The following is a 25,822-nucleotide window of genomic DNA, read 5'->3' on the forward strand; positions in this document are numbered from 1 at the left end:
CCCACCCACCATGCTCCCGAACACGCCCGACCGGAAGACCTAACGGAGTACTACTAGTGCCCGAACACGATGGATTCCTGGCGGCCATGCCGGGCTACCTGGCATCGGCCGGGATGCTCATGACCAAGCTGGTGTCCCTCTTCCCTCACAACGACGGGGCTCAGCTGCCGACCCATCAGGCTCTCATCGTGGCATTCGATCCGGACACCGGCGAGCCCGCTGCCCTGCTGGACGGTACAGCCATCACCGCAGCGCGGACCGCCGCCTGCTCCGCGCTGTCGGCGCGGCTGCTGGCCCGCGAGGACGCGTCAGTGCTGGCCGTGCTAGGCACTGGCGTGCAGGCCCGCTCCCACGCTCGCGCGATCTGCCGTGTCCGCCCGATCCGGCAGATCCGTGTGGCCGGCCGGGACCCGGCGAAAGCCGCTGCCCTGGCCGAGGAACTCTCCTCCGTCCTCGATGCCGACGTGCAGGCCGCCGGAAGCTACGCCGAGGCGCTGGACCGCGCGGACATCGCCGCAGCGACCACGCACGCCGTCGAACCCGTGATCCGCCGCCCCTGGTTGACACCCGGGGTGCACATCACGTCGGTGGGCTACAACCCGGCCGGCCGCGAGATCGACGACGCCACGGTCGCCGGGGCACTGGTGTGCGTCGAATCGCGCCAGGCCGCGCTCGCCCCACCACCCGTGGGCAGCAACGACTTGCTCATGCCGATCCGCGACGGCCTCATCACGGCCGATCACGTCCATGCCGAGCTGGGCGAACTCATCGCAGGCAGCAAGCCGGGACGCACCTCGCCGGATCAGGTGACCCTCTACAAATCGGTCGGTGTGGCTGTACAGGACGCCGCAGCCACGGCTCTGGTCATCGCGGCCGCCCGCGAGCAATCGATCGGCGAGGAGATCACTCTGCAGTGACGCCACCACCAGCAGGAGATCGCCCCACCCGAGCGGCTACTCGATCCGCAAGCCACAGCGCACGGTTGAGCACATTCGCCCGTACACGGTTGAGCACGCATAGGTGCGTACACCGACAGCGAGGTCCGTTTCGTCGTCCGCTGCCGTGACGTCTACGGTGCCCGCATGGCTCGGACTGGAGTTGGCCCGGTCCGGGGCGCTGGTGGACAGCCAGGACCACGAGGTGGCCCCGGGGGGCTGGGCACGGGGCGATGGCTTGATCGAAGACAGCCGACATGCTCTCGGTGGCCCATACGGACCTCTGGATGCCCGTAGAGTCGCTGAACCTGCCGCCCGAGGACCTAATCAGGCTCGACGCGGTGCGCCGGGTGTTGTGGGGGCCGCCCCAAGGGCACCACGCCCGAGTCGGTCGCGGACGCGATCGCTGAGTACAGGGCGCGGCCCCGGTGGATCGATCGAGTCACCGGGTGCTGGCGGCGGCGCTGGTGACCGGCGGCTGGGACTTCGCAAGCCCGCGCCCGTTCGTGACTGGGGCTTCGCCGCCTCACGGAGACGGGCTGATCACGCCGTTCTCGTCCATGGCGAAGACGCCCGTGGTGTTGCCGTCGACCTGCTGACCCTTGATCCACTGCACCGACAAGTTGTGCAGATTCTTGTGCTGGCGTTCCCGGGGCATCCGGTGTCCGGCACCGAGGGCTTTGACCATCAGCTTGTGGGGTCCGCCGATTGCGTCGTACAGCGCGCGGACCGAGAAGTTGAGCTCCGCATTCGAGCTCGGCGGTGTCGTGTTCGCCGTCCTGTCGTGCTCCCCGTCCACGATCAGTACGGGCACGCTTCCCCCGAGGACTTGGCCCTGCGCCGCGGTTGTCCCGTTCCATCCCCACCGGACGAAGCTCCTGTTGCGGCTCAGGCACTCCGGTGGCCCCCAGGTGCTGCCGACCGGTTCGCTGTCCATGTAAGCCGCCCACACCACTTCCACCATGCCAGGTTCCCGCTGGTCCGGGGAGCGCAGCTCGGCGTTCCATCCCGTCTCCAGGCCCGGTCTCGTACCGAGGGACATCGGAAACCCCGGGCTCGGCAGCGAACTCGGTGGCTTGCGCCAGCGCCTCGGCCCAGCCGTACGTCTTGTACTGGAGATCGAAACCGGCGAGCACCGGAACACTCCTGCCGTGAAGCATGAGCACGGGTTTGCGTGCCGCCGGCGTCCACCAGGGCGTGCCATCCCGCTCCCGTACGAAAAGCTTGACCATCTCCTCATTGTTCGCGGGAACGGTGGACGTGTGGGGGACCTCGTGGTCGACAGCGGCGCCTGGCCAAGGCCACGATGGCCTTCCCCACGGTCCCCACCCTCCCCACCATGGCAATGGCCACCTTGGCTTTGGCAATGGACGCGGCCACCAGTGCCAACCCATGGGAATCATCCGTTCCGTGCACTTGGTCCGGGAGCTCATGCCCCTCGATCCAGCATCGGAAGGCTGCGCGCCCGGCGCTACAGCACGGCTATCGGCCTAGGCCATGGGGTGGTGCGATCCTCCGATCGGCGGTCGCCGAGTTACACGGTGCGTCGTCCGCCAGGCCCTGTTCGATGGGTCGCGTGCTGATCAGGGACGTGGCCTACTGTGCGGTGAACGGAGGGGGCCGCATGGCGCGCGATACAGCCGCAGCAGAGGCGGGGATGAAGGGGATCACGTTTCCTGCCTGGCACGGAAAGCACTACGTGACCCTGGCTGAGCTACTGGTTCGCCTCGGTAGCTTCAGCCTGGACCTGACATGGCACGTCCAGTTCGACGAGATCGTCGATCCTCGCTGTGCCGAGATGGAGAGAAGGTCCGCCGGTGCAGGGATGGACACGTTGACGCTGTTGTCGTTGACGACCCCCTTCCTCCAGTTGATCGACGCCGAAGCACGAGGGTTTGCCGGGAACGATTTGGTGCTCGTCCTGACCGAATTCGACAGCTCCTCGTGGGAGGTCAGGGCTATCCACGAGCGCGTACTCAGCGAACTTCGCCAGCACTACCCGGGCGCCGAGGACCTCTGAATGGTGCGCTTCGCTGCGGACAGAGCCACAGGCGGATCGCGGCGACAGTGACTGTTCCGTGGAAGACACATGCCCACCCTCTTGTCGAAGCGCGTGGCGATGGCGCGGAAGTTCTTGAGTCGGCTTGTACAAGTCCCGGTCGACCCGGGGGGGGCGGCTGCCGGCGCTTCCCTGTCAGAGTCGGTTTGAGACCTGAACGGGCCACCGCTCACTCTGCGTCCGACATGTCGGTGGGATACCGATGCTCGCGCACCCCGTGGTCTCTGGCATTCCCGAACCTGTGAGGCAGACAGTCACACGCGAGAGTGGCCGAAGTGGACCCCCGCGATTCCCGCGTTGCCGTAGAAATGCGACAACAGAGCCTCTTGGAAGGCACGTTGGCTTCGACACCGTTCGAGCTACCAAGAGGCCCTGCTCTCATGCACGGCAGCCGCCGCAGTCACCCGACCCACTGACTTCTCGACGAGATCGGGACGACAGCAGTCGCGTCGTTTCTCGTGATCGCTGGGACGGACAGATTCGCACTGCCCTCCAGGTAGACGGTCGGGTTGGTGACGCCCCGAGGCCGCCTCCCGGGTTTGAGCCCGGTTGCCGCGCGCGACTGACGAACCTGGCGAAGAGTCGTGTCCTACCGGCTCGCAGCTCGGCCAACCGCCCCCGCTACGTCCTACTTCTCCTCCGGCTCCCAGGCGCGGAGCAGGTCGAGCAGCCCTGCGTCTCCGTCAACGTGCAAGGAGTCGGCCTGGATCCGGTCGTACAGGTAGAGGACCAGCTCACTGGTCGTGCCGTGGACGGAGGCGCCGGCTGCGTCCACGTCCTCGCCGGTCGCGGCTGTCGGCGCCGGGATGCGGATGGTGCGTGCGCCGTCGCCGTCGACAGTGAGGCGCCAGGAGTGGCCCTCGGCGGCGTGGAAGTCGAAGGCCGTGGGCTTGTGCGGCCAGGCACTCGGCGTTGCGCAGACGGTGAACAGGAACTCCTCCACACCGTCGAGTGCCAGCTCGACCGGCAGCGGCTGCGGGGCGCCCCCGGCGAGCTGGGCGTCGTAGGTGTGCACCGCGGTCTCCTGGACCCGGTGCCGGGCGGTGCCGCCGACGGTCTGCGGTGACTGCGACGCGGGCCACCACGTCCAGCAACCGCTCTCCGGTCCCGCCGCGCGCAGGGCGCCCAGCAGAAGCTGCGTCGACGCGTCCAGCCAGGTCAGCAGGGCCTCACGCTCCTGCGGCACTTCCAGCGCGGCGCGCGCGGCGACGGCCTCGGCCGGGGGCGCGTCGGCGGGCCCCGCGCCGACGATGGCGGCCCAGAAGCGGTCTCCCCCGCCCAGGTGCTTCACCAGATCGAACAGCGTCCACCCAGGGCAGGACGGCACCTGTGCGTCAAGACCGGGCGCGGCGGCGACCACGGCACGGAAGGCGGTCGACCGTTCATCGATCAGTCGCAACAGGTCGGGGAACTCAAGATTCTTTTCCACGCCGGATGTCTATCACCGTACTCCGCCGATCGGACAGCGATTTTCACAGTCACCGCCGGCTGGCCACTGCAGACGTCCTCGCCTCCCTCCGCTCGCGTGACAAGCTGCGCACGGATACCAGGCCAGAACTTACTGCTCCAACCCAAATGGGACGCGGCACAGGAAACCTCTGCGAATCCCGTGACCGGAGATCCAACCTATGACGCGCCTGTGCGCTCGGCACCTCGCCCATGGCTGGGAGCGCCTCCTCGTTTGCGGCGGAGCCGTACGTGGTGTCCCGTCTCAAACGATCTGGTCTGCGGGTAGGGCTGTGGCCTGCGGCGACCAGATCACTTGAGACGGTGCGTTTCCGAAGATCTCAGGTGATCTGGGCCCGGCTGGATTGATGCTGAGTGTTGTCTCAGTCGGTCCGGTCCGGTCACGCGGCTTCGAATCGGCAACCGCCTCAGCCACCACTGGGTACCCCTGAAGGCTCTGACGAAGGGATCTTGACCGTCCGTTTGCCCACCGATCTCGACTGCGGGTCCCTTGAGTGTCGTACACGTTGTCCCACGGCGCGCTGGACCCAGGGCAGTTCGGGTGGAACTCGGCCCGGTCGTCCTGCTCCTCCGGGCCCCTGCGCCATGGCCCCGGTTCTCAGGGGAGGAACGTCACTGCCGGGAAGGCCGGGGACGGTCCGTCGAGCAGGTGCCCCTGACGGTGGCGCAGGTGTGCGTCGAAGAACGCGAGCGGGTAGGCCTGCTGGATCTTCACGGCCTGGTCGGGATCGAGAGTGCCGATCACGTCCTGGAGCTGCTGCTCGCTCCATCCGAGCAGCTTCGCCACCTGCGGGAACAGCGCCTCATTGTCGCCGTACGAGATGTGGGCGCCGCCCTGGGCCTGGATGTTCAGCCGCCATCCCCGCAGGTGCGTCCAGAACGCGGCGGCCTCGGGGTCCGTGGCCCGGGTGAACTCGGCAGACATCATCATGAACGGCCGGTCCAGGTCGCCGGCCAGCGGCGGGTTCATCTGCATCGGGCCGTCGAGGCTCAGTCCGGCCCGGATGCGCTCGTCTGCGAGCGTGGCGCAGGCGGTGGCCGTTCCGCCCTTCGACCAGCCGAACGCACCCATGCGCCGCGGGTCAAGGGAGCCGAGCAGTCCGGTCGGCAGCTCCCGCTGGGCGATGTCGGGATTGCACCCGGCGGCGAGCTGCTCGACGCAGTCGAGGACGAACCGCAGGTCGGCGGCGAAGTCCCCAGGCAGCGTCGGTGCCTTCCGGTCGTCGAGCGGGACGGCGACCCGTCCGTCGGGGAACTCGGTGTACGTGTCGTACTGGTGAGCCACCGTCACGGCCGCGTATCCGTGACTGGCGAGCTCCTGGACCATGAGGGTGTGGTCGCCCTGGTGGCTGTGCGCGCCGTGCGAGAACACGACGACGGGCAGCCGTGGGCCCGACCGCCGCACCGGAGCGCCCACGTGGCCGACCGTGAGCGGCGCCAGGGGGACCAGGTCGCTGAACCCCACGTCGGCGAGGAACGCCTGGAGGGCGCCGGCCGGCATCCAGGGCGCCACCGGGTAGCGCTCGACGTTCCGGGCCGGGTACCAGACGGTGGCCATCAGCTCGCGGAAGTGCCCGGGGCCTGCGATGTCGTCGGGGCGCGACCGGTCGGCTAGGTGCAGTTGGGCCGTGCCCACCGGGTACGGCCCGGTGGGCACGGGCAGCGTGAGCCGTTCCGGGACGGGTGCGGCGCCCGGTGCCGCCCACGCGGGGCTGGCGATGGCGGCAAGCGGCACAGCGGCCCCGGCGGCGAGCGCGGCCCTCACTATGCGGCGGCGCGTCATGCTTCTCTGGGTGATGAACGACGTGGTGGTCATGGGACCTCCGTGGTCACGGATCGTCAAAGTGCCGCGACGGCCAGTCCGTGGGCACAGGGGAAGACTGCCAGGGGCCCCTGCCGTGCAGCATCGGCCCACGGGTTTACACCCTGAGGCCGATGCGGTCGTCGGTGTCGTCCTCCCGGTCCCGGGCCGGCAGCCATCTCTCCGCACCACAGCAGTTGCAGCAGCGCCGGCTGGACCAGAAGCGGCCGGCCCGGGCTGCCCAACGACGGAGGAGCCCCTCGCTGACCCCGCCCGAAACGGTGGGTAATGCCCATGCCTCATCCGAAGCGACGAGCGAATCGGACCAGCTCATCTAATTCGTTGGCAACGGCAGCGTGGCAGTGGCCGGTAACCTCGCCGAGCGGCGCCGGCCGGTCGGCGAAGGGCTCGGCGAGGCTGCGGGATCCGCTTACGCGGGGAGGAAGAACCCGGTGATGTCAGCGAGCCGGCCGTCGCGGTGGAGTGCGGTGCTCACGCCCGTCATGGCGGGTTCGTCCTGCTCGCCGAGCTGGGTCCACCGTGCGAGCGACCGGTCGTGGTGCTCGACCACCTCGTCGATACGGAACCGGTGACCGGGGAAGGCTCCGGCGAATCCGGCCATGTAGGCGGCCAGTTCGGTCAGCCCGCCCACCTCCGTGCCCGGGTCCCGATAGGCGACATCATCGACCGCGACCGCGCCGAGTGCGGCAATCCGCTGGCCGGGGTCGGCCGACCAGCATGCGGCGTAGTTCGTCCAGAGCTGCTGTGAGTCGCTCATGACTGTCCTTCTTTGTCGGAGCCGATCGACGCCATTGCGCCATCGGTGATGGTGTGCAGTTTCGTGACGGGAGCACCGGCCCGGACCAGCACCAGCAGGCCCTGATAGAGCGCCAGCAGCCGGGCTGCCGACGCCTCGACGTCCAGATCCGCCGACAGCAGGCCCAGAGCGCGGGCGCGCGTCAGCGCGTCGGCGAAGCCGGACTCGATCGTCTCCAGCCCTCGGTGTACTCCCGCGGCGGCCTGCGGAACGGTGAAGGACTCCACCGCGGTGTTGGTGAGGAGACATCCCGGGTCGGGATCGAGGCCGGTCTCGAACGTCGAGGTGAAGAACGACCGGATGCCCGCCACAGGGTCCGGCGGTTCCAGGAGATGAGCCCGGACGCGGCCCTGCACCACCTGGTCGTTGTAGGCGTCCAGTGCGGCACAGAACAGGCCCTCCTTGCTCTGAAAGACCCGGTACAGGCTGCCCGGATGAAGTCCGGTCGCCTCCTCGATGTCCCGCAGCGAGGCCCCGAGGTAGCCGCAGCGGCGGAACAGCCGCATGGCGCGGGCCAGTACGTCCGCCTGATCCCAGAGCTGCTTGCGGCCCACCGACACCCCCATAGTTGAACGATCGCTCACAAAAATAGCACGGCGGCACGGCGGCCCCTCCCGTCCACCCCCAGCGGTCGCGGGCGAACGGTCGAAGTTCTGTGAGATCGGTCAGGGATCAGCGAGAGGGGACATGGTGTGACGGAGCACCGTAGGTGGCCCAGATGGCCAACTTCGATGCTCAGCCATGAGCGTGCTGAGCCCGGCGGGCTGCCTGGCCTACGTCCCTAGATTTCCCATTCCTCCGTGCAGAACGTGGCCTCGCTGATGGCGGCGTCCCCGGCTCTGGTGGTGTCCAGGATCAGCTGGAGCCCGTCCCAGGTGACCGCTGAGCTAGGGCAGAGCGCAGGCCCAGGTCGTGGCCCTCGACGTCCGACAACAGTGCTGGATGATGGCCGCGTTGAGGACGGAGGGGGGTCTCCCGACGAGTGGGATGCCGGCATGGAGGACCTGGGTCCGGTGCGGCCGCAGGAGGTCATGGCACCCAGGCGCGGAACGCCGTCCGGATGCGTCCAGTAGTGCGCGCTCACCCCGGCCTTCTCGAACCTGTCCTCATGGAGATTCCACTGGCCGTCCCCGCGGAAGGCCCAGCGGGGAAAGTCGCCGAGCCGCCCTGTCGGCGTCTCGCCTTCCAGGGCAGCCGACACCTCGGACGGGCTCAGCTTGTCGTTTGACCAAAGGCGTTCGGTGGGGAGGCGGCAACGGTGATCTGGGCGGTCCAGGACCCGGGTTCCCGGGGCGGATCCCAGGTCACGTCGACGCGCGCTTCGTGGGAGTCGTGCGCGAGTCCCATCACCATGGCCGCCGCGGCGGCCCGTGCCTCGGCTGGGTCGGCGTTGACCGGAACGTCGCTGAGGCGCCCGCAGTGCATCCCGCCGTCCACGGTGAGGACACTGTGGCGCCAGCCTTCCGGCGTCGCGAGCAGGACGATGCCCTTCGGCATGCCGAAGGGAGGTCGCCCCTTCTTCTCCCGCTTCTGTCTCACCATGGAACCATCCAACCTGGTCGGCTTCCTGACGTTTCAGGCGGGCGGGACTTCAGGTGCCCCGCGGCAGAGCTTGGTGCCGACTTTGTGATGGGCGGGGCGGCTGAACGCCTCGCCGGTGGCGAGGACTCGCCCGACGTCGTGACGGGTGGCCGGTCGCTGGTTCTTCGAGCCTGGCGGCCTGCCCGGGCCGGGGCGGGATGGTTTCGGTGCACCAGCCGGGGAGCCGGTCTTCGCGTGCAGGTTCCTCAACACTCTGCGGACGCGGGCGGGAGTGAGCCTGTCCGGCTCGGTCGGCTTCCCCCAGGGCCTGCGGAGGTCGGTGGCCAACGGCCGGGCGCGCCGGAGCTGGACATAGGCAGCGATCACGAGCCAGATCCACCGGTCGGCCGCTTCCGAGCTGCGAAGCCGGGGCTTGGTCCAGCCGAAGATGTCCTTGAACAGGCGGAATATGTGCTCGATGTCGAAGCGGCGAAGGAAGGACTGCCAGCAGCGGTCGGCCTCCACTGTGGTGGCGCCGGTGCCCGACCACCACAGCCAGACCGGCTTGTTGACCCCGCCGCTGGGCGGCTTCTGAACGACCGGACGGATGACCGTCCCCTCGATGGTGGCAGCGGTCCGCCGTGGTCGAGCCATGTGGCCCGGCGGGGCAGCCGCGGGTGCAGCCGGTCCCACGCCTGCGTGGTCCCCTTCCCGTAGAGCCGGGTGTCCGTTACCGTCACGGCCTTTCGGCGCCCCAGGTTGCGGGGTCGCCGAATACGAACTCGCCGCCGTGTTTGGGCTGCCGCCCTTGGGGTTGGCCAGATGGAACTCTTCGCGCGAGGGTGTCGGACGCGGCATGACCCGGTCCGAACGGAGCCGGCCGAGGATCTCGACGGCAGGCCATCCAGCAGGTGGGCGAGCGCGGGGCGTCGTATCCAGCGTCCAGCACGACCAAGAGCTCCGGGTCACCCGGGCACCACTGGCCCGCGGCGATCAACCGCTCAATGACCTCACGGATCTGCACGGTGGTCATCGCGGCGACGTCGGCGCCAGGCTCCAGACGGACCGCGTCCAGCACCGCCGTCCAGAACGTGCGGCCGGTCTCCAGCGCGGCCACCACCGAGTACGGCCAGCCGGGCACCACCTGATGCTTGCCCTCACCCTGACCGAAGGTGCGGCAAAAGGCCCGGTCAGCACGCGTGTTGGCGTCCTGACGCAGCCACGGCGAGATACCCACCGCCAGCACGAGCCGCCCCTCCGCCGCCCGTGTCAGCGGCACCCCAGTCAGGGCACGACGCAGCCGGGCAACATCAATCCGGCCCTGGTTGAGTCCGCCGTACAGCGCTCCGTGCCCACGGCGGTGCTCGGGCGCGAGCGCGAGATCGACCAGCGTCCGCACCGGCCCGTCCGTGCACAGCGGCGCGTCGCACAGCTCGAACAACACGTCGCCCCGCACGGCCAGAGACGCGTACAGCTCCGACCGGAGCGGAACACTTCCGCGAACGCATCCCGCAGGATGCTCTGATGCACCCAAACTCACGACCGCGGGCTTCGCTGATCCACTCTGTGACGGAGCACAGGATCAGACGGGGGCCGCCTGCGTGTCCGCTGAAGTGCGAAAACGCTGATCAAGTTCGAACCACGTTCGACGCCGGTCGTTGAATGACAAGGCCAGCTTGTCGTTTACTCTCCGTCCGTCACTCCAGCAGCACTGACGTGAACCTTTCGCGGTGCGTCACCAGCCATTCCTGCATACGGTCCCAGCGTTGCCAGCCCCCGCGCTCGGCCAGAGCCTGGATGTAGGCGGGGTCCCCGCCGGCCACGCGGTCGGCGACGAAGGCCCGGCAGGACGCGGTCGCTTGTTCGATGACGTCGGGCAGTTCAGCGCGGTCCTGCCGGGAGAGCCTGTAGCCGTCGGCGAGGATCCGCAATCGCGTCGGGGCGTCCAGCCCAGCGGGATGGAGAGCCGTCGCGGATTCGGGATCGAGCATGGGAACCCAGTACCGGGCGGTCATGGCGACATCCCACAGAGGTCGGCCGGGGGCCGCCAGGTCGAAATCGATCAGGCCAGCCGCACGACCGTCGCGGAACACGACGTTCTCCAGACACACGTCGTTGTGGCACAGCATCGTCCCGCCCTCCGGGTCGGCCAGGTCCCGGGACCACTCGACGTCTGTATCGACCGGGATCATCGCGCTGGCCTCGTGCAGGCGCCGCAGCAGGCTTCCCACCGATCTCAGCGCGGTCTGCGTCATCACCCAGCGCGGAAACGGAGGCAGGGCGACGTCGCCGGGGATGAAGGTCAGCCGTTCGCGACCGTCCGCGGTGAGACCGACCGGCGTGGGAGCCGCGTCGAAGCCGTGCTCTTTGAGCGCGAGGAGGTAGCGGTGGAGGGTGCGCGCGGCGCGCGGGGCCGGGCGTTCCACCAGGGTGCCACGCCGGACGACTGCGCCCGCGTTCGCCATGCCGCCGACCAGTGCTTCGTCATCTGTGACTTCACCCTCAGCTGCCATATCGATCACGTTATCGCCAGGTCGGCCGCGTGAGGGGCGTTTCGAAATACGCTTCGAACGTGGACGTTCACCTGGGCATTCACCGGACGTTGGGGGGCGGCCCTCGCCTGATCATGTGCTCCGACCAAGGTGCACCGGTCGGACGGAGGCCGTGAAGGTGAATCTGCTCCCAAGCACTGGTCGGGGAGGCGTTCGTGCAAGCGTCACGCTTCCGGCAGGCCCAATTCCGACTGCCTGACCTCGCGCGGAGACGAACTGTTCGAGCTCATCGACGCGCTGCTGTGCGCGGACGGTCCGGTTACCTCGCCGGTTGATCGACGTTGGTGGCCGAGCACCGGCGCGGGCATGGAGCGATGTACGACGCATTAAACAGTGGGAACGTGAACGTGCCCCGGCTGCGTCAGGTGCTGGCCGCTCTGCCGATGCCGCAGGCCGCCGACAGCCGCCCGGTCCTGGCGGTCGACGTCAGGTCGACGTCAGGTCGCCGTCAGCAACTGGCTGCGCCCCGACGCGCCGACCAAGCGCGGACCGACTGTTCTGCCACGTCTACGGCCGCAGCGGACGCTCCTCGGACCAGTTCATCCCCGGCTGGCCGTACTCCTTCGTCGCCGCCTTCGAATCGGGCCGGACGTCCTGGTGCCAGCTTCTTGACGCCGTCCGTCTCGGGCCCGAGGACGACGTCGCCGAGGTCACCGCCACCCAACTCCGACGTGTGGTCACGGACTTGATCGAGATGGGCCGCTGGCACTTCGGCGACAGCGACATCCTCATCGTCTTCGGCGCCGGCTACGCCGCCCCGCGCATGGCCCACCTCCTCGACGGCCTCCCGATCGAGGTGCTGGGACGGATGTGTTCCGACCGCGTCATGCGACGGCCGACGCCCTCGCTCAAGGAGTACGCCCTGGCTTACCCCCAGGGCGGGCGACCGCCGAAGCACGGCGAGGAGTTCCGCTTCGCCGGAGACCTGGGGCGACCCGGACGCGGCCACGGCGCAAGTCACCGACCGGTACGGCACCGACCGCGCGATGGCCTGGGACCGCATCCGGCCCCGCCTGACCATCCGCTCTGCCTGGATCGACCACACCGGCGAACTCCCCCATCGTCGAAGGCACACTGATCCGCCTCCAGCCGCCTGCCTGACGCAACGATCCGCTGCCGCTGTGGCTGTGGTCGTCCGCCACCGGCTTGAGCGGCAAGGACGTCGTTTTGCGCTGGCAGGCGTCTCTGAGGCGCTTCGACCTGGAGCACATCTTCCGACTGATGAAACAGACCCTCGGGTGGACCCGTCCGAAGCTGCGAACCCTCGAGGCCGGAGACGGCTGGACGTGGCTCGTAGTCGCTGCTCACACGCAGCTCCGGCTAACGCGCGAAGCCGCGGCCGATCTCCGCCGCCCCTGGGAGAGGCCGGCCGAACCCGGCCGGTTCACCCCGGTCCGAGTCCGCCGGGGGTTTCGGAACCTCCGCCCGCACCTGCACTGTCCGGCCCGTGCACCGAAACCCCTCGTCCACGATCAGCACGCCGCCGTCGCTGCCGAGGTGGTCCACGGCGTATGCGCGGACTTCGTCCCGGACGGCATCGGCGTCCCAGGGGGCGCTTCGCAACAGACGCCGCATCGGCCGGGACGTGCGTGACCAGCCTGTTCCGCCAGCCGCCAGCAGTGCTTGCGCTCGACGGCGGACAGCAGCCCGAGCAGGGACACACGGACGGACGCCTCAGCATCTCCCAGCTCGCGATCGAAGCCGACGTCAAACGCTGGCACCTCACCCACCAGCACCTCGACCTCAAAGGGCTCTTCCAAGCCCGGGTGAAGACCCAGGACAGCACGCCCGAGGCGTTCAGCCGCAAGCTCAGCGAGCACGAGCAGCTCAAGAAGAAGTACGCCGACCTCCGCCAGCACTGCGCCGACCTCGAAGAACGACTCCAGGTCTACGCCACAGCGATCGACCTTCTCACGATGGAGAACGCCCCTCTGAGTGGCCGTGACGCCGGTGCATACGTGCTCCCCATACGCAGACCGCGCGCGGAAGGCGTCGGCGTGAACGAGCGGAGCCAGCCGGATCGAGCAGGCGCCGGGTGAGCGTTCCCGCCAACGCGTCACCCGTGTGGCCTGCCACGGTGGCCAAGGCCAAGTCCGCCAGGCCTACCGCGACGGCCCGACGCCTGAACACCACCGTCGCCCAGCTGAGCGCCGAGGTGTCGGAGGAGGACGTCGCTCCATGCCTACACCAAACCGCCCCTGAGAACACGATCAAGTGCCGCCCGGCCTGCAGGTCCCCAATGCGGCTTGCCGCCGGGAAGGCCCCGGTCTCCGTTCTGCCCCATGAGCATCAGGAACAGGCTCTTCATAGCGGCCAGCCCGCGGGCGCGCCGGATCGCCGCCTCGTCTGCATGCGCGTACGTGTCGAAGAACCGTGAGGCCGTGCCCGCGGGCAGCAGCAGCCATGCGGCGGCGAGGTCCCACGCAGGATCGCCGGCGAACAGGGCACCGAAGTCGACGATGCCCGAGAGCGTTCCGTCCGAGACGACGACGTTCGCGGGATGGAGGTCGCCGTGCACCCAGAGCGGCGGGCCCTTCCAATCGGGCGCCGCGACGGCGTCGTCCCAGAGGGCCCGGACATCGGCAGCGACGTCGGCGGGGGCAACGGCCTGGAAGAAGTGGTCGAAGCCCTCCACACAGTCCCTGGGGTGGGCGCCGAAGTCCGTACTGATCGGCGCCTCGGCGGGCGCCTCCACATGGAGCGCCCGGAGGAAGCCCGCCAGTGTGTCGGCCGCGTGGTCGCCGCGGCTAATCGAGCCGTGGTCCAGTGGCTCGCCGGGAACCCACGTCATGATGGTCCAGTGCTTGGGGAAGCGCTCGGACGGTTCGCCAAGCCGCACCGGGGTCGGCACCGGGAGCGGCAGGCTCGGGGCCAGCACGGGGAGCCACCGCCGCTCCTTGAGCTGGAGCTCCGGGGTGGGGTCCATGCGCTGCATCCGTACGGCCAACTCCTCGCCGAGGCGCCACATTTGGTTGCCCCAGCCACCCGCCACCTCGCGGATGGCCAGCCCGGCAAGGTCTGGATGCTGCTCCCGCAGCAGGTCGCGGACCAGGTCTGCGGTGATCTCGATCTCGGAGTCGGTCATGCGAAGCCACAGTACTGGGGGCAGGCACCGACTCTGCCTTGGCTCGCGATCTACGACTGGCTGCCTGCGTCGGTGGCCGACGGTGGTACCTCGACGACGAAGAACAGGAAGTTGGGGTTGGTCGAACGATCCTGGAAGCCGTCCGGGAACAGCTCCCAGGCGGCCGGTTCGGGCTGCGGCTCGCTGGTGACGGAAAGCCGGAAGCCGGCGGTGGTGAAGGCATCGGTCATCGCGTGCAACGGCCTGCGCCACATCTGCCGCGGACTTCGACACCCCGGACGGCGGAGCGAGTTGGCGCAACGTCAGGTTGGTCCGCCACTACGCGGCAGCCAGTAACACCCGGTCCTCCAACGGCAGACTCCACAGCCGACCCGTGCGACCAGGGTCGGCACCCTCACGCCGCAACGACGTGAGGAGCCTGCCGAACTGACGCGGGCCCAGCCCAGTGAACGGGGCTGTCCAGGACGGCTCCGACGCCGTGATTACACCAGCCACAGCAAGAACATCTCACCCCCGACCAGCAGTTACGGGACAAGGCGTAGTGACCACCACGGGATTTGCCAGACGGACACCAACCCGTAGTACGCCTCGGTTTCCACCGTGGCGGCCTCCGAGTCTGCCGACACGAACAGCAGATACGGGCCGAGGACACCGGTTGCGCCCAGCGCCAGGCCCAACACCGTCCGGCGCCGGCGATGGCGCCCCCGAGGACGCCGCGGGCCACCGGCCGGGCCGGCGAGTCGGCCGCTGCCGTCCACCGGGGAATCCATCTCGTTCATGCGGCCACTCCTTGCTTCGGCATGCTCGCTGCAACCCGCTCGGATCAGCGGTGCACGGCGGCATGCGGCGGTTGGACCGGACGACCCGTGAGTGGGAGCGCGCATGTGCTCGCCTACGAGGCGCCCGTCAGTTGCCCCTGAGGCGGCGGAAGTTGCCGTTCACTCAAAAAGTCAGCGCCCGGCTAAGGTGTGGCGCTGTACTCGGCGGATCGCTCTCCTGAGAGAGGTGGGAATGGGGCGCATGGATGCGGACCACGCGGGGCTGGTCGTCGCGGCGCAGGCCGGTGACGATCGGGCACGCGAGGAACTGATCGCCGCGTACCTTCCGTTGCTCTACAACATCGTCGGGCGAGCGCTGAGCGGACATGCCGACGTCGACGACGTCGTCCAGGAAACCCTGCTGCGGGTGGTGCGCGACCTGCCTGCCCTGCGTGCCCCGGAGAGCTTCCGGTCCTGGCTGGTGTCGATCACGCTCCGCCAGATCAATTCCCACTGGCATCGGCAGCGCACCTTCGCCGACCGGACCGCGCTCATCGACGAGGCACACGAGATACCGGACGCCGACGCCGAACCCGAGAACATGACGATCCTGCGTCTGCACATGTCGGACGAGCGCCGTCAGGTTGTCGAAGCCACCCAGTGGCTGGACGCGGACCATCGGGTGCTGCTGTCGCTGTGGTGGCAGGAACGCGCCGGTTTGCTGAGCCGTGACGACATCGCCGCCGCCACGGGGCTCACAGTCGCCCACGTCGGAGTACGCCTGCAACGCATGCGCGAGCAGCTGGAACTGACCCGGACGATCGTCGCAGCGCTGGAGACCGACCCGCGCTGCCCGCAGTTGGACGAGACCGTCGTCGGCTGGGACGGTCTCCGTACATCGGTGTGGCGCAAGCGGATCGCGCGGCACACCCGCGCATGCCCGGTGTGCACGGCGACGCCGAAACGGGTCCCGGCCGAACTCCTTCTCTTCAGCCTCGCGCCACTGGCCGTCCCGGCCGGACTCATCGCCGCGCTGGCCGCCAAGGGTCTGCTGTCGGGTACGGCCGCGAGCGCCGCCGGGCTGGCCACGGCGCACGTCGCCGCCGGCACGGCGGTGGGGGAAGGCGCTCTGCACAGCTCGCTGTTCGGCAAACTCCACGCGGTGACCGCTCATCAGCTGGTGGGCCTCGCCACCGGCGCGGTGCTCATCGCCGGGACTGCGACCTACGCGGCCTGGCCCGAACCGACGCATCGGGAACCCGGCGTCACCGCCGCTCCCACGGTCGGCCATCCCACGCCGATCCCGTCGCGCACCACGTCGGCCACACCGTCCCCGGTGAGTCCGTCCGCCGTCGCAGGCACTGTTCCGCTGGGCGCACAGTCGCTGCAGTCCGTGGACGACCCCGCCCTGTACCTCACGTATGCCGGCGACTTCGCGACGCTCGGCCCAGTCTCCGCGTCCAGCAGCGGCCAGACGCGGCAACGGGTCACCTTCACGGTCATCGGGGGGCTGGCCAACACGCGGTGCGTCACCTTCCGCGCCGCCGACGGCCGCTATCTGCGCCATCGTGACCTGCACCTACGGCTGAGCACCAACGACGGCAGCGAACTGTTCCGTGAAGACGCCACCTTCTGTCCGCGCGCCGGGGCGGTCGCGGGGTCGGTAACCCTGCACGCGCACAACTATCCGGGCTCGGTCCTCCGCCACCGCAACGGGGGTATCTGGCTCGATGGCTCCGACGGCACCCGGGCCTTCGCCGGCCAGGCTTCCTTCATCATGCGCAGGCCCTGGGCTTGAGAACGGCTCCTTGAGCGTTTTGGACCGAGGCGCGCGGCGACAGCCGGTGATCCTGCGCCACAGCTTCCTCGACCCGGCGGTGAACCGACTGCTGCGCCGATGCAGCTTCGATCCTCGTTCATCGACAGCTGCCTCGCCGTGACCGACCTGAAGGCTGATCAAGGCAACCGCCACCGATACGACTCCACAAACCATCGCAACCGATCGGGACGGCGCGCCCCTTCCAAAGGGACGACCAGACCGCAACGTTCGGCATAACGCTTTTTGCCTGCGAGATGCATCACTGAGCAATCGTCCGGGCGGCCCGACATTTCTGTTACGAGACCGCGAGTTCGGAGGCCTCCACTCTGTGGGGTGCCCTTCCCGCCGCTCACCATGACGTACCGCCGCGGCAGGGTCCCCCGACCTCTCATTGACATGTCCCCTGAAGAAAGCCCCTCCAATGACCGGACACACCCGACAACTCCGGACGACCGGTACGCAGGAACGGCCCCCCGTCCTGCACCGCACCCACCGCTGGGCGGATCAGGCGGTACCGACTGATGCGCGCACGATCACGGCGCCCGAGCCGACCCGCGACTCCCGAGGAGAATCATGAAGGGCCTGCACCGTCTCGGCCGGCGTCGCCGGACATTGACGATAGGACTGTCGGCCGCGGCGCTGGTGGCCGGTGTCGTGACGCTCCTGCCCAGCTCCGCCGGAGCCGCCGCCCTGGGTACGCAGGCGGCTCCCTCGGGCAGGTACTTCGGTACCGCTGTGGCCGCCGGCAGGCTCGGTGATTCGACGTACTCCACGATTCTCGACCGGGAATTCAACATGATCACCCCGGAGAACGAGATGAAGTGGGACGCCATCGAACCGTCCCGCGGCAAGTTCAACTTCGGCCCCGCCGACCAGATCGTCAACCATGCCCAGGCGCACGGCCAGCGCATGCGCGGCCACACCACGGTCTGGCACTCCCAACTGCCCGGCTGGGTCAGCTCAATTGGCGACGCGAACACCCTGCGCAGCGTGATGAACAACCACATCACCACGGAGATGACCCACTACAAGGGCAAGATCTACGCCTGGGACGTGGTCAACGAGGCGTTCGCCGACGGCGGCAGCGGCCAGCACCGCAGCTCGGTGTTCCAGAACGTGCTGGGCAACGGCTTCATCGAGGAAGCGTTCCGCACCGCCCGGGCCGCCGACCCCGCAGCCAAGCTCTGCTACAACGACTACAACATCGAGAACTGGACCGACGCCAAGACCCAGGGCGTCTACCGGATGGTGAAGGACTTCAAGTCCCGCGGCGTCCCGATCGACTGTGTCGGGTTCCAGAGCCACTTCGGCGCCGGCGGCCCGCCGTCCAGCTTCCAGACCACCCTGTCCAACTTCGCCGCTCTGGGCGTTGACGTCCAGATCACCGAACTGGACATCGCAGGGGCGTCCCCCATCCACTACACCAACGCGGTCAGCGCCTGCCTGGCCGTTGGCCGGTGCACCGGCATCACGGTATGGGGCATCCGTGACCGCGACTCCTGGCGCAGCGGCGAGAGCCCCCTGCTGTTCGACGACAACGGCAACCCCAAGCCCGCCTACACCGCCGTCATGAACGCCCTCAGGGCCGCCTCCGGTACCACACCCGGCGGGACCGGTAGCGGCGCGGCGATCAAGGGTGTCCCCTCCGGTCGCTGTATCGACATCAACGGCTCCAGCACCGTCAACGGAACCCAGGCACAGCTGTGGGACTGCAACGGACAGACCAACCAGCGCTGGACCCACACCTCCGCCAAGCAGCTGACCGTCTACGGCAACAAGTGCCTGGACGCCAAGGCGAAGGGCACCAGCAACGGCACCGCGGTCGTGATCGAGGACTGCAACGGCGGCGCCGACCAGCAGTGGATCATCAACGCCAACGGCACGATCGCGGGCGTCCAGTCCGGGCTGTGCCTCGACGCCGTCGGTGCGGCCACCGCCAACGGCACCAAGATCCAGCTGTACTCCTGCTGGTCCGGCAGCAACCAGAAGTGGAGCGGCCCGTCCGGGACGCCGACCCCGACAGCGCCCGCGCCGACGGGCAGCACGTGCGCTCTTCCCTCGACGTACCGGTGGACCTCGACGGGTGCGTTGGCGCAGCCGGCGAACGGGTGGACCTCGGTGAAGGACTTCACCACCGTGACGTACAACGGCAAGCACCTGGTCTACGCGTCGAACGTGTCGGGATCGTCGTACGGCTCGATGATGTTCAGTCCCTTCACGAACTGGCCGGACATGGCGTCGGCCCGCCAGACCGGGATGGGCCAGGCCGCGGTGGCGCCCACTCTGTTCTACTTCGCGCCCAAGAAGATCTGGGTGCTGGCGTACCAGTGGGGTGCGTGGCCCTTCATCTACCGCACGTCGAGCGACCCGGCCAACCCCAACGGCTGGTCCGCGCCGCAGCCGCTGTTCACCGGCGGCATCCCGGGCGCTGCCCCGATCGACCAGACCCTGATCGCCGACGACCGGAACATGTACCTGTTCTTCGCCGGTGACAACGGCAAGATCTACCGGGCGAGCATGCCGATCGGGAACTTCCCGGGCAACTTCGGTTCGTCGTACACGACGGTCATGAGCGACACGGTGAAAAACCTGTTCGAGGCGCCGCAGGTCTACAAGGTCCAGGGCCAGAACCAGTACCTCATGGTCGTCGAGGCTCGGGGCGCCAATGAGCAACGCTACTTCCGCTCGTTCACGGCCTCCAGCCTGAGCGGATCGTGGGCCCCGCAAGCCGCCACCGAGTCCAACCCCTTCGCGGGCAAGGCCAACAGCGGTGCCACCTGGACCAACGACATCAGCCACGGTGACCTGGTCCGCGACAACCCCGACCAGACCATGACCATCGACCCCTGCAACCTCCAGTTCCTCTACCAGGGCAAGTCCCCCACCGCGAACGGCCCCTACGACCAACTGCCGTACCGGCCGGGCGTCCTCACCCTGCGACACTAGAAGTCCGCTGCCAATGTTGAAAACACGCCCGGCCTACGACGGTTTGCCCTGGTCGATGTTCCAGGTTGAACTCACGTAGGCCGGGCGGCCAAGCAGGATCTTCACCAGGTTGCTGATCCACTCGGCAGCCGCTCCGAGCGTGAGTGCGGTCTCGGCCGCCTCCCTTCCGCACAAATCGGTTGCGGCGGTGATCCCTTCGGGTGTCAGAGCCCGGACCCGGTCCGCGAGGCCGGGCCGTACGCCACGGGTTCGGCGCCGAGCCCGCGCAGGAATCCGAACGTGCCCACCGGACCGTCCTGATCGGCGGGGCGGCGGCGTGGGTATCTTCGCCACCAAGGTCGGCGTCATGCCCCCTGTCAGGGGCCGGAGGGTAGCCGAAAGTGCCTCTGCACAGGGCGAGTTGGACAGTCCGGTGGCTGTCGTGGGCGGGACTTGGGGAGTAGACCGGGGGCAGCACGGAGCGTTCCTGAACCGTGGCCCGTTTTGCGGCGGTAACTCCCTCACGGCCGTGGGGCGGTACCGCGGATCGTCTCGAGCCGCAGACGGTGACGCCTGGGGACAGCGGACCGCCACCAGCCTTGCTGGGAGACGGCTGCGTGCGCCCTCGGGACCCGGCCTCCCTCCGCCCTCGGGCTCAAATTCCTCGGCCCGGCGCCCAGAGACGCGGGAGGGGTCTCTGGGCGGTGGGGAGCCGGGGAGGGATCAGCAGCAGACGCGGGAACCGGGACCGTTCGAGGGCGCCGATCCGCTGCTGACGGTGCTGCCGGACTCCCCCGTGATCGATGACGACCCTCAGCAGGACGGCAGGAGGATGGTGACGCTCCGCTCCCCGGAGTGCGCCACATTTTCATGGGACTTCTATGCGGCTTGGGTGAGTTCGGCGCGGCCGAACAGCAGGGCGTAGCCGGCGGGGAGGTGGTGCAGGATGCGAGTGAGGAGGTCGGGGCCGGCCAGGGCCGCGACGGCGTGGAGGACGGAGCCGGTGTCCCAGCGGGTGGCTCCCATCGGGGCGCCGCTGCGGGTGGCGAGATCCTTGACGAAGGCCCAGCCGGTGAGGGGCCGGGTGGCGGGGATCTGTGTGGTGAGGATGCGTGCGGCCTCAAAGGGCAGGCGGGCGGCCAGTTCGACGCGTTCGTCTCCGGTCAGCTGGCGTCCGAATCCTGCGAGGACCAGGCGGATGGCTTCCTCGGCCCGTTCCCGGGTGGGGTAGGCGCCCTCGTAGCGGACTGTCTCCAGCATCTGGTCGTACGTCATCACGGGCAGGTGCTGTCCCGGCGCCCGCTGGTCGCACATCATGGGGAGATTGCCTTTCTCTCGTCGCGGTCGCCGACAGCCGCGGGCCCGGGACCGCAGGGTGTGTGGTTGTCAGGTGAGCTGGGGGCGGCCGAAAAGGAGGTCGTAGCCCGCCGGGAGCTGGAGCAGGATCTGCCCCAGCAGGTCGTCGCCGGCCGCGTCGGCGACCGTGCTGAGGACGGCGCTGACGTCCCAGGCTGCGGTTTTCTCGGTGGCCCCTTCGATCCAGGCCGCCGTCGCGCGCACGAATCGCTCAGGGGAGAGCGGTTCGGTGCTCTGCAGCGGGTTGAGGAGGATCAGCGCGAAGGATTCCGGCAGGCGCGCCGCCAAGCGGGCGCGCACCTCGCCGACCACATGGGCGCCCAGCAGGGCGAGTACTACCCGGGCCGCGCGCTCTGCTTCGGCCCGGCTCCCGTATTGGCCGCGCTCCACTACGTGGTCGAGGAACGCTTCCCGGCGCAGGGTCATGTCCGCCGCCTCCCTCGTGGAGTCCCCGGGGGCCGCGAAGGACGGGCAGGGCGAACCTGTGCCCGTCCTCCGTTGCCGGTGCTGGCTTCCGGCTCAGCCGGAGATCTCCTTGCGGGTGGATTCCCCGCCGATGGTGACCTTGCGGGGCTTGGCGCGCTCGGCGATCGGGATGCGCAGGGTCAGCACACCGGCGTCGTAGTCGGCCTTGATGTGCTCGGTGTCCAGCGTGTCGGCCAACACGATCTGGCGGGAGAACACGCCCAGCGGCCGCTCGGAGAGTTCCATCTGGACGTGGTCGGACTTCGCGGCGGGCCGGCGCTCGGCCTTGACGGTCAGCATGTTGCGTTCGACGTCGATATCGATCGCGTCCGCAGTGACGCCGGGGAGGTCGAAGGCCACCACGTACTCGTCGCCCTCGCGGTAGGCGTCCATCGCCATCGCGGCAGGCTTCGACCAGGTGCCAGGGCCCACCAGTTGCTGGGCCAGCCGGTCGAGCTCACGGAAGGGGTCGGTGCGCATCAACATCGTGAAACACCTCCAGAAGGTCAGGGCAGTTGCTGCCAATGCGCCTCACAGAAACCGTTGTAGCATGTCATCCAGTGGATGACAAACAAGATGTCATCAGTCGGATGACAATCTGAGGGAGGTGCCCATGACAGGAGCCCGCCGCCCCGCCCCGTCCAGCACGGACGCCCAGGGCCCGGTTTCGTTCCTCGCCGCTGCCGCGGCTCTTCACGCCATAGACGACGCACTGCGAGACGCCCAGAACAAGTCCCGTGACGCACCCGAAGTGGGCCCGGAGCAGGCTCTGGCCTCTTTGCTGCTACTGCGACAGGTCCGCGAGCAGCTCGCCGGCTGGGAGACCGGCCTGATCGAAACAGCCCGCCACGCGGGCGCCAGCTGGGCCGACCTCGCCCACCCCCTCGGCGTCGCCAGCCGCCAGGCCGCCGAACGCCGCTACCTGCGCGGCCGCCCCGGCCCCACCGGAACCACCGGCGAACAACGCGTCACGGCCACCCGTCAGGCCCGCGCCGCCGGACGCACCACCGCCACCTGGGCCCGCGCCAACGCGGCCGACCTGCGCCGCCTCGCCGGCCAGATCACCGCCCTCACCGACCTGCCCGCCGCCGCCCGGCTCCCGCTCAGCGAGCTCCACGCGGCCCTCGCCCACGACGACCCCACCGACCTCATCGCCCCCCTGACCGCCACCCGCCCCTACCTGACCACCACCCACCCCGACCTCACCGCCCGGCTCGACACCCTCACACCCCCCTGACCTGACTTGCGCCACCTCCGTGCACGAGCCGATCGCGGACGTGACGACCACGATGTTCAGGGGCGGCGGCGATCCAGAGGGCGACCTCCCTCGGCGTGTGGGTGCCCGTTCGGGTACTTCTTCCGGGGGAAGGCCACGACGCAGGGATTGAACGTCAGGTTTCACCTGCTGGCAGTGGCCCGGGGAGCCCTTGGCGGCGATCTCCTGGTGGAGGACGAAGGCGTTGTGCTCGCCCTCGTCCCAGCGTTGGCGCGGATAGCCGAGATACGAGTCGAGCGAGGAGGGCCTGCGCGGGTGGCGGCGCGCCGGATGCACTCCTGCCAGGTGATGGCCCGTGCGTACTTGCGCACGGTGCGCCGGTTCAGTCCGAGCTCGCGGGCGATGGAGTGGTAGCTGCGGCCGCTGTCACTGCACATCTTCTCGGGGAACGCATAGAGGGGCCCGGGTGCCGTACTGGCACCCGGGCCCCGAAGGAACTGCTACACCATCTGCCGACCCTGATACTGCGCCGGCCTTCTGTGTCCGCAGACCCGACCTGGCTGCTGTCGGGGGTGCGGGGATCGCGATTTCGTGACCGGAGACCACCTCGCTATCGATGTCCTGCGGCACCCGAGCTCACTACTCCGCCCGGGCGATCCTGATGGTGCTCGGCTCCTCCGTTCTTCCCTCTGATCGATCACTTACCAAACGGGAGCTGCGAACTGCTTTCTGCTGGTGTTGCGTACTGCTGGTGGCCTCTCACAGCGCCACTTCGGCAGCCAGCCCCGTCGCCCATCCTGCGTATCCTCTGGCTGAGCTGAGAACCCCACTGCCGAACTTCCCGGCGCGCGCGCCCGCAGCCGACGCCTTCACCGAGGTACTGCTCACCAACTTCGCTGCTGGGTACCGCGAACTGCACTTCCTACGGGTACTGCCACTGCGATATTGCCGATGGCGACCTCTCATCACTGCGGGTCACCCGGTCCGGTGGCCAGTCCCGTTGCCGTCCTGAAACAACCCTGGCTTCGAAACTCCGCCACCGCACCGTCCTGCGAACTGCAACTGCGGGTACTACTGCCCGGCAGTTCATCTCTGCCGGGCCCTGCGGTCCTTCTTGGTTACGAGAGAAACCATAACCACGCCACCACCCAATGTCTACTCCAGCCACCATAGATTTCCGTGTAGTTGGAGATGAGATAGTTCGCCTCGACCGGCCTACAACCGCCGGACCAGCCCCGAAGGGCCACACCCGACGCCCCCGGGTGGGCAACCGTACGAAGGGGCTCGCCCAGTCCCGTGAAGAACGCGGGGATGCCTGATGGGCTGCTCGTTGATTTCGCCCGCGCCGTTCGCCCGCGCCGGTGGACTCCGGGCAGAGCAACCAGATGTCCCCGACCGTGGTCGCCGGTGGCGCTGTCGCCACCGGTCGGCACCTGAACAGCAGTGGCTCCGACCGGCATGCGCCAGTCGGAGCCACTGCTGTTCAGGTGCCGGCTCCCGCCTGTTCCCTGGGTCAGACGGATACAGGGGTGCCGAGCATCGCGGAAGCTTTCTGAAGCGAGCTGAGGACGCGTACGGGCGCGCCCGCGGGAAGAGTGCGGCAGGTGAAGCCGAGCTGCGTCATGGCTCGGAGGACTTCGGCGGCGGTGAAGTCACGGCGGTCCTGACGGGTGATGACCTGGCCGACTTGCTTGACGGGGTAGTGGCGACGGCCGATGGTCACGGATTCGCCGGTGTCCGGTTCGGGCTTGATGCCCTTCATCGATTCCAGCACGCCGCTCTTGGTGAGCTCGAAGGGGAAGCGGGCGATGACGCAGCGCATGTGGCCTCACAGGGAGAGTGGAAGAACGGACACGGACCTGCCAGGGTGCGGCGGTTCAGTGGGAGAGGGCGAGGAGACGACCCTGGGTGCTGCCTTGCTTCTCGACCGCCGACAGGGCACCGAGCCGTAGGGAGCGCATCGCGTGGCCGGTTTCACCAGATGCGGTCACGGGCGAGGCGAAGGGTCCGTGGTCGCCGAGGATCTCACGCAGGCGGACGCGGTCCGTGTAGGCGGAGCTCTCGCGGACAGCGGAGAGGTCGGCGTGGGTGACCAGGCCGGTGGGCTGGCCGTCCTGGTCACAGACGACCAGTCGACCCGTGCGAGCGGCGGCCAGGACGGCCAGCGCCACCTCGACGCTCATGTCGTCACAGACCTGCGGTCCGGCCGCGTCCATGACCTCTGTCACCGTCCTGTGCACGGGGTTGGCGCCTGTCGGGCGGGGCTGCATCTGGGCCGACGTCAAAAGGTACCTCCTGCAGAGATGGGCCGATTTTCCGATCACGAGACCCTAGGCCGCCGCGTTGAAGCCGGAGCGTTGTACGGACGCGCGCCGGGCCACCGAAGAGGGGCTGCGTCGGCCCCGGGAGGAAGCTCTGCGCTTGGGGCGTTCGACCACCGGCGCGGCGATGACCACCGGGATGCCGGAGGGAGCCTGGGCGCCGGTGATGCGGCTCAGCTCCGCCTCGCCGGAGCGGACCTGGGTGATGGTCGGGGTGATCCCGGCGGCCGTCATCAGGCGGCTCATCTCGCGGCGCTGGTTGGGCAGGACGAGGGTGACGACGCTGCCGGACTCGCCCGCGCGGGCGGTGCGGCCGCCCCGGTGGAGGTAGTCCTTGTGGTCCGTCGGCGGATCGACGTTCACCACGAGGTCGAGGTTGTCGACGTGGATGCCCCGCGCCGCGACATTGGTCGCCACCAGTACGCTGACGTGCCCCGTCTTGAACTGCGCCAGTGTGCGGGTGCGCTGCGGCTGGGACTTGCCGCCGTGCAGGGCGGCCGCCCGCACACCGCTGTCGAGCAGGTCCTGGGTCAGCCGGTCGACGGCGTGCTTGGTGTCCAGGAACATGATCACCCGGCCGTCGCGGGCCGCGATCTCGGTCGTGGCGGCGTGCTTGTCGGCACCGTGGACGTGCAGTACGTGGTGCTCCATCGTGGTGACCGCGCCCGCCGACGGGTCGACGGAGTGCACCACCGGGTCGTGCAGGTACTTGCGGACCAGGAGGT

Annotated in this window: 21 protein-coding genes and 6 pseudogenes; 7 read left to right on the plus strand and 20 right to left on the minus strand. The window is 68.8% G+C overall.

Annotation, left to right across the window (positions count from 1 at the left end; all coding sequences use genetic code 11):
- Positions 1-86: 86 nt before the first annotated feature.
- Positions 87-917: an ornithine cyclodeaminase family protein gene (locus IE206_RS40610; protein WP_229853380.1), complete on the plus strand. Its 831-nt coding sequence runs from the start codon at positions 87-89 to the stop codon at positions 915-917.
- 544 nt (positions 918-1,461) lie between these two features.
- Here IE206_RS40610 and IE206_RS40615 read toward each other — a convergent pair.
- Complete coding sequence (locus tag IE206_RS40615; RefSeq protein WP_226599148.1) at positions 1,462-1,977, minus strand: hypothetical protein; 516 nt, start codon at positions 1,975-1,977, stop codon at positions 1,462-1,464.
- 534 nt (positions 1,978-2,511) lie between these two features.
- Between IE206_RS40615 and IE206_RS40620 the strand changes: the two genes are divergently transcribed.
- A complete protein-coding gene (locus IE206_RS40620; protein WP_226599149.1) occupies positions 2,512-2,955 on the plus strand; it encodes a hypothetical protein in 444 nt (147 codons plus the stop codon).
- Positions 2,956-3,622: 667 nt separating this feature from the next.
- Here the strand turns inward: IE206_RS40620 and IE206_RS40630 are convergent.
- The 7 genes and pseudogenes from IE206_RS40630 to IE206_RS40660 form a co-directional block, all read right to left on the minus strand.
- Positions 3,623-4,423 carry a maleylpyruvate isomerase family mycothiol-dependent enzyme gene (locus tag IE206_RS40630; RefSeq protein WP_189971549.1) on the minus strand — a complete coding sequence of 267 codons (801 nt, stop codon included), beginning with the start codon at positions 4,421-4,423 and terminating at the stop codon, positions 3,623-3,625.
- Positions 4,424-5,059: 636 nt separating this feature from the next.
- Complete coding sequence (locus tag IE206_RS40635; protein ID WP_189971551.1) at positions 5,060-6,277, minus strand: alpha/beta hydrolase family protein; 1,218 nt, start codon at positions 6,275-6,277, stop codon at positions 5,060-5,062.
- Positions 6,278-6,692: 415 nt separating this feature from the next.
- On the minus strand, positions 6,693-7,040 hold the full coding sequence (locus tag IE206_RS40640) for a nuclear transport factor 2 family protein (protein WP_189971554.1): 348 nt from the start codon (positions 7,038-7,040) through the stop codon (positions 6,693-6,695).
- Positions 7,037-7,645 (minus strand): TetR/AcrR family transcriptional regulator, encoded by a 609-nt coding sequence (locus tag IE206_RS40645; protein ID WP_226599150.1) that lies wholly within the window; start codon positions 7,643-7,645, stop codon positions 7,037-7,039. Before IE206_RS40645 ends, IE206_RS40640 begins: the two co-directional genes overlap by 4 nt.
- Before the next feature lie 646 nt (positions 7,646-8,291).
- The gene (locus IE206_RS40650) at positions 8,292-8,621 is read right to left on the minus strand and encodes a hypothetical protein (RefSeq protein ID WP_189971555.1); all 330 of its coding nucleotides are present in this window, start codon (positions 8,619-8,621) and stop codon (positions 8,292-8,294) included.
- Positions 8,622-8,654: 33 nt separating this feature from the next.
- A pseudogene (locus IE206_RS43785) lies at positions 8,655-10,130 on the minus strand (NF041680 family putative transposase).
- 167 nt (positions 10,131-10,297) lie between these two features.
- Entirely contained in the window at positions 10,298-11,113 is an 816-nt protein-coding gene (locus IE206_RS40660) for a phosphotransferase (protein WP_189971557.1), read from the minus strand.
- A gap of 157 nt (positions 11,114-11,270) precedes the next feature.
- On the opposite strand from IE206_RS40660, the pseudogene IE206_RS43510 reads away from it, so the two are divergent.
- Positions 11,271-12,613, plus strand: a pseudogene (locus tag IE206_RS43510) (NF041680 family putative transposase); the annotation flags it as partial.
- Here the strand turns inward: IE206_RS43510 and IE206_RS43880 are convergent.
- A pseudogene (locus IE206_RS43880) lies at positions 12,596-12,840 on the minus strand (transposase); the annotation flags it as partial. The pseudogenes IE206_RS43510 and IE206_RS43880 sit on opposite strands and share 18 nt — an antisense overlap.
- Here IE206_RS43880 and IE206_RS40670 point away from each other — a divergent pair.
- Positions 12,742-13,191, plus strand: a complete 450-nt coding sequence (locus IE206_RS40670) for a hypothetical protein (protein WP_189971559.1) — start codon at positions 12,742-12,744, stop codon at positions 13,189-13,191. The pseudogene IE206_RS43880 and the gene IE206_RS40670 sit on opposite strands and share 99 nt — an antisense overlap.
- A gap of 143 nt (positions 13,192-13,334) precedes the next feature.
- Here the strand turns inward: IE206_RS40670 and IE206_RS40675 are convergent, their stop codons facing one another.
- From IE206_RS40675 to IE206_RS40690, 4 genes and pseudogenes are all read right to left on the minus strand, one after another.
- Positions 13,335-14,237, minus strand: a complete 903-nt coding sequence (locus IE206_RS40675) for a phosphotransferase (protein ID WP_189971583.1) — start codon at positions 14,235-14,237, stop codon at positions 13,335-13,337.
- 50 nt (positions 14,238-14,287) lie between these two features.
- Positions 14,288-14,494 (minus strand): annotated as a pseudogene (locus tag IE206_RS40680) (SAM-dependent methyltransferase); the annotation flags it as partial.
- Positions 14,493-14,732 (minus strand): annotated as a pseudogene (locus IE206_RS40685) (helix-turn-helix domain-containing protein); the annotation flags it as partial. The pseudogenes IE206_RS40680 and IE206_RS40685, both read right to left, overlap by 2 nt.
- A gap of 29 nt (positions 14,733-14,761) precedes the next feature.
- The gene (locus tag IE206_RS40690) at positions 14,762-15,016 is read right to left on the minus strand and encodes a hypothetical protein (protein WP_189971561.1); all 255 of its coding nucleotides are present in this window, start codon (positions 15,014-15,016) and stop codon (positions 14,762-14,764) included.
- 241 nt (positions 15,017-15,257) lie between these two features.
- Here IE206_RS40690 and IE206_RS40695 point away from each other — a divergent pair, with 241 nt between their 5' ends.
- Positions 15,258-16,793 carry a sigma-70 family RNA polymerase sigma factor gene (locus IE206_RS40695; protein ID WP_189971563.1) on the plus strand — a complete coding sequence of 512 codons (1,536 nt, stop codon included), beginning with the start codon at positions 15,258-15,260 and terminating at the stop codon, positions 16,791-16,793.
- A 594-nt stretch (positions 16,794-17,387) separates the two neighbouring features.
- Entirely contained in the window at positions 17,388-19,760 is a 2,373-nt protein-coding gene (locus IE206_RS40700; protein ID WP_189971565.1) for a non-reducing end alpha-L-arabinofuranosidase family hydrolase, read from the plus strand.
- Positions 19,761-19,806: 46 nt separating this feature from the next.
- On the opposite strand, the pseudogene IE206_RS43790 reads toward IE206_RS40700, so the two are convergent.
- The 4 genes and pseudogenes from IE206_RS43790 to IE206_RS40715 all read right to left on the minus strand — a co-directional run.
- A pseudogene (locus IE206_RS43790) lies at positions 19,807-20,041 on the minus strand (NADP-dependent oxidoreductase); the annotation flags it as partial.
- Positions 20,042-20,618: 577 nt separating this feature from the next.
- Entirely contained in the window at positions 20,619-21,056 is a 438-nt protein-coding gene (locus tag IE206_RS40705; protein ID WP_226599153.1) for a DUF2267 domain-containing protein, read from the minus strand.
- 69 nt (positions 21,057-21,125) lie between these two features.
- Entirely contained in the window at positions 21,126-21,521 is a 396-nt protein-coding gene (locus IE206_RS40710) for a DUF2267 domain-containing protein (protein ID WP_189971567.1), read from the minus strand.
- 93 nt (positions 21,522-21,614) lie between these two features.
- Positions 21,615-22,046, minus strand: a complete 432-nt coding sequence (locus IE206_RS40715; RefSeq protein ID WP_189971569.1) for an Hsp20/alpha crystallin family protein — start codon at positions 22,044-22,046, stop codon at positions 21,615-21,617.
- 127 nt (positions 22,047-22,173) lie between these two features.
- Between IE206_RS40715 and IE206_RS40720 the strand changes: the two genes are divergently transcribed.
- On the plus strand, positions 22,174-22,797 hold the full coding sequence (locus IE206_RS40720; RefSeq protein ID WP_189971571.1) for a type III effector protein: 624 nt from the start codon (positions 22,174-22,176) through the stop codon (positions 22,795-22,797).
- Between the two features lie 1,492 nt (positions 22,798-24,289).
- Here the strand turns inward: IE206_RS40720 and IE206_RS40725 are convergent.
- From IE206_RS40725 to IE206_RS40735, 3 genes are all read right to left on the minus strand, one after another.
- The gene (locus IE206_RS40725; protein WP_189971573.1) at positions 24,290-24,598 is read right to left on the minus strand and encodes an SCO5918 family protein; all 309 of its coding nucleotides are present in this window, start codon (positions 24,596-24,598) and stop codon (positions 24,290-24,292) included.
- A 55-nt stretch (positions 24,599-24,653) separates the two neighbouring features.
- Positions 24,654-25,061 carry a CBS domain-containing protein gene (locus IE206_RS40730; RefSeq protein WP_189971575.1) on the minus strand — a complete coding sequence of 136 codons (408 nt, stop codon included), beginning with the start codon at positions 25,059-25,061 and terminating at the stop codon, positions 24,654-24,656.
- A 45-nt stretch (positions 25,062-25,106) separates the two neighbouring features.
- Positions 25,107-25,822, minus strand: a 716-nt coding sequence (locus IE206_RS40735) for a helicase-related protein (protein WP_189971577.1), incomplete at its 5' end; no start/stop codon positions are given.

The sequence above is a fragment of the Streptomyces violascens genome, assembly GCF_014649955.1.
In the GTDB taxonomy this organism is placed as follows: Bacteria; Actinomycetota; Actinomycetes; order Streptomycetales; family Streptomycetaceae; genus Streptomyces; species Streptomyces violascens.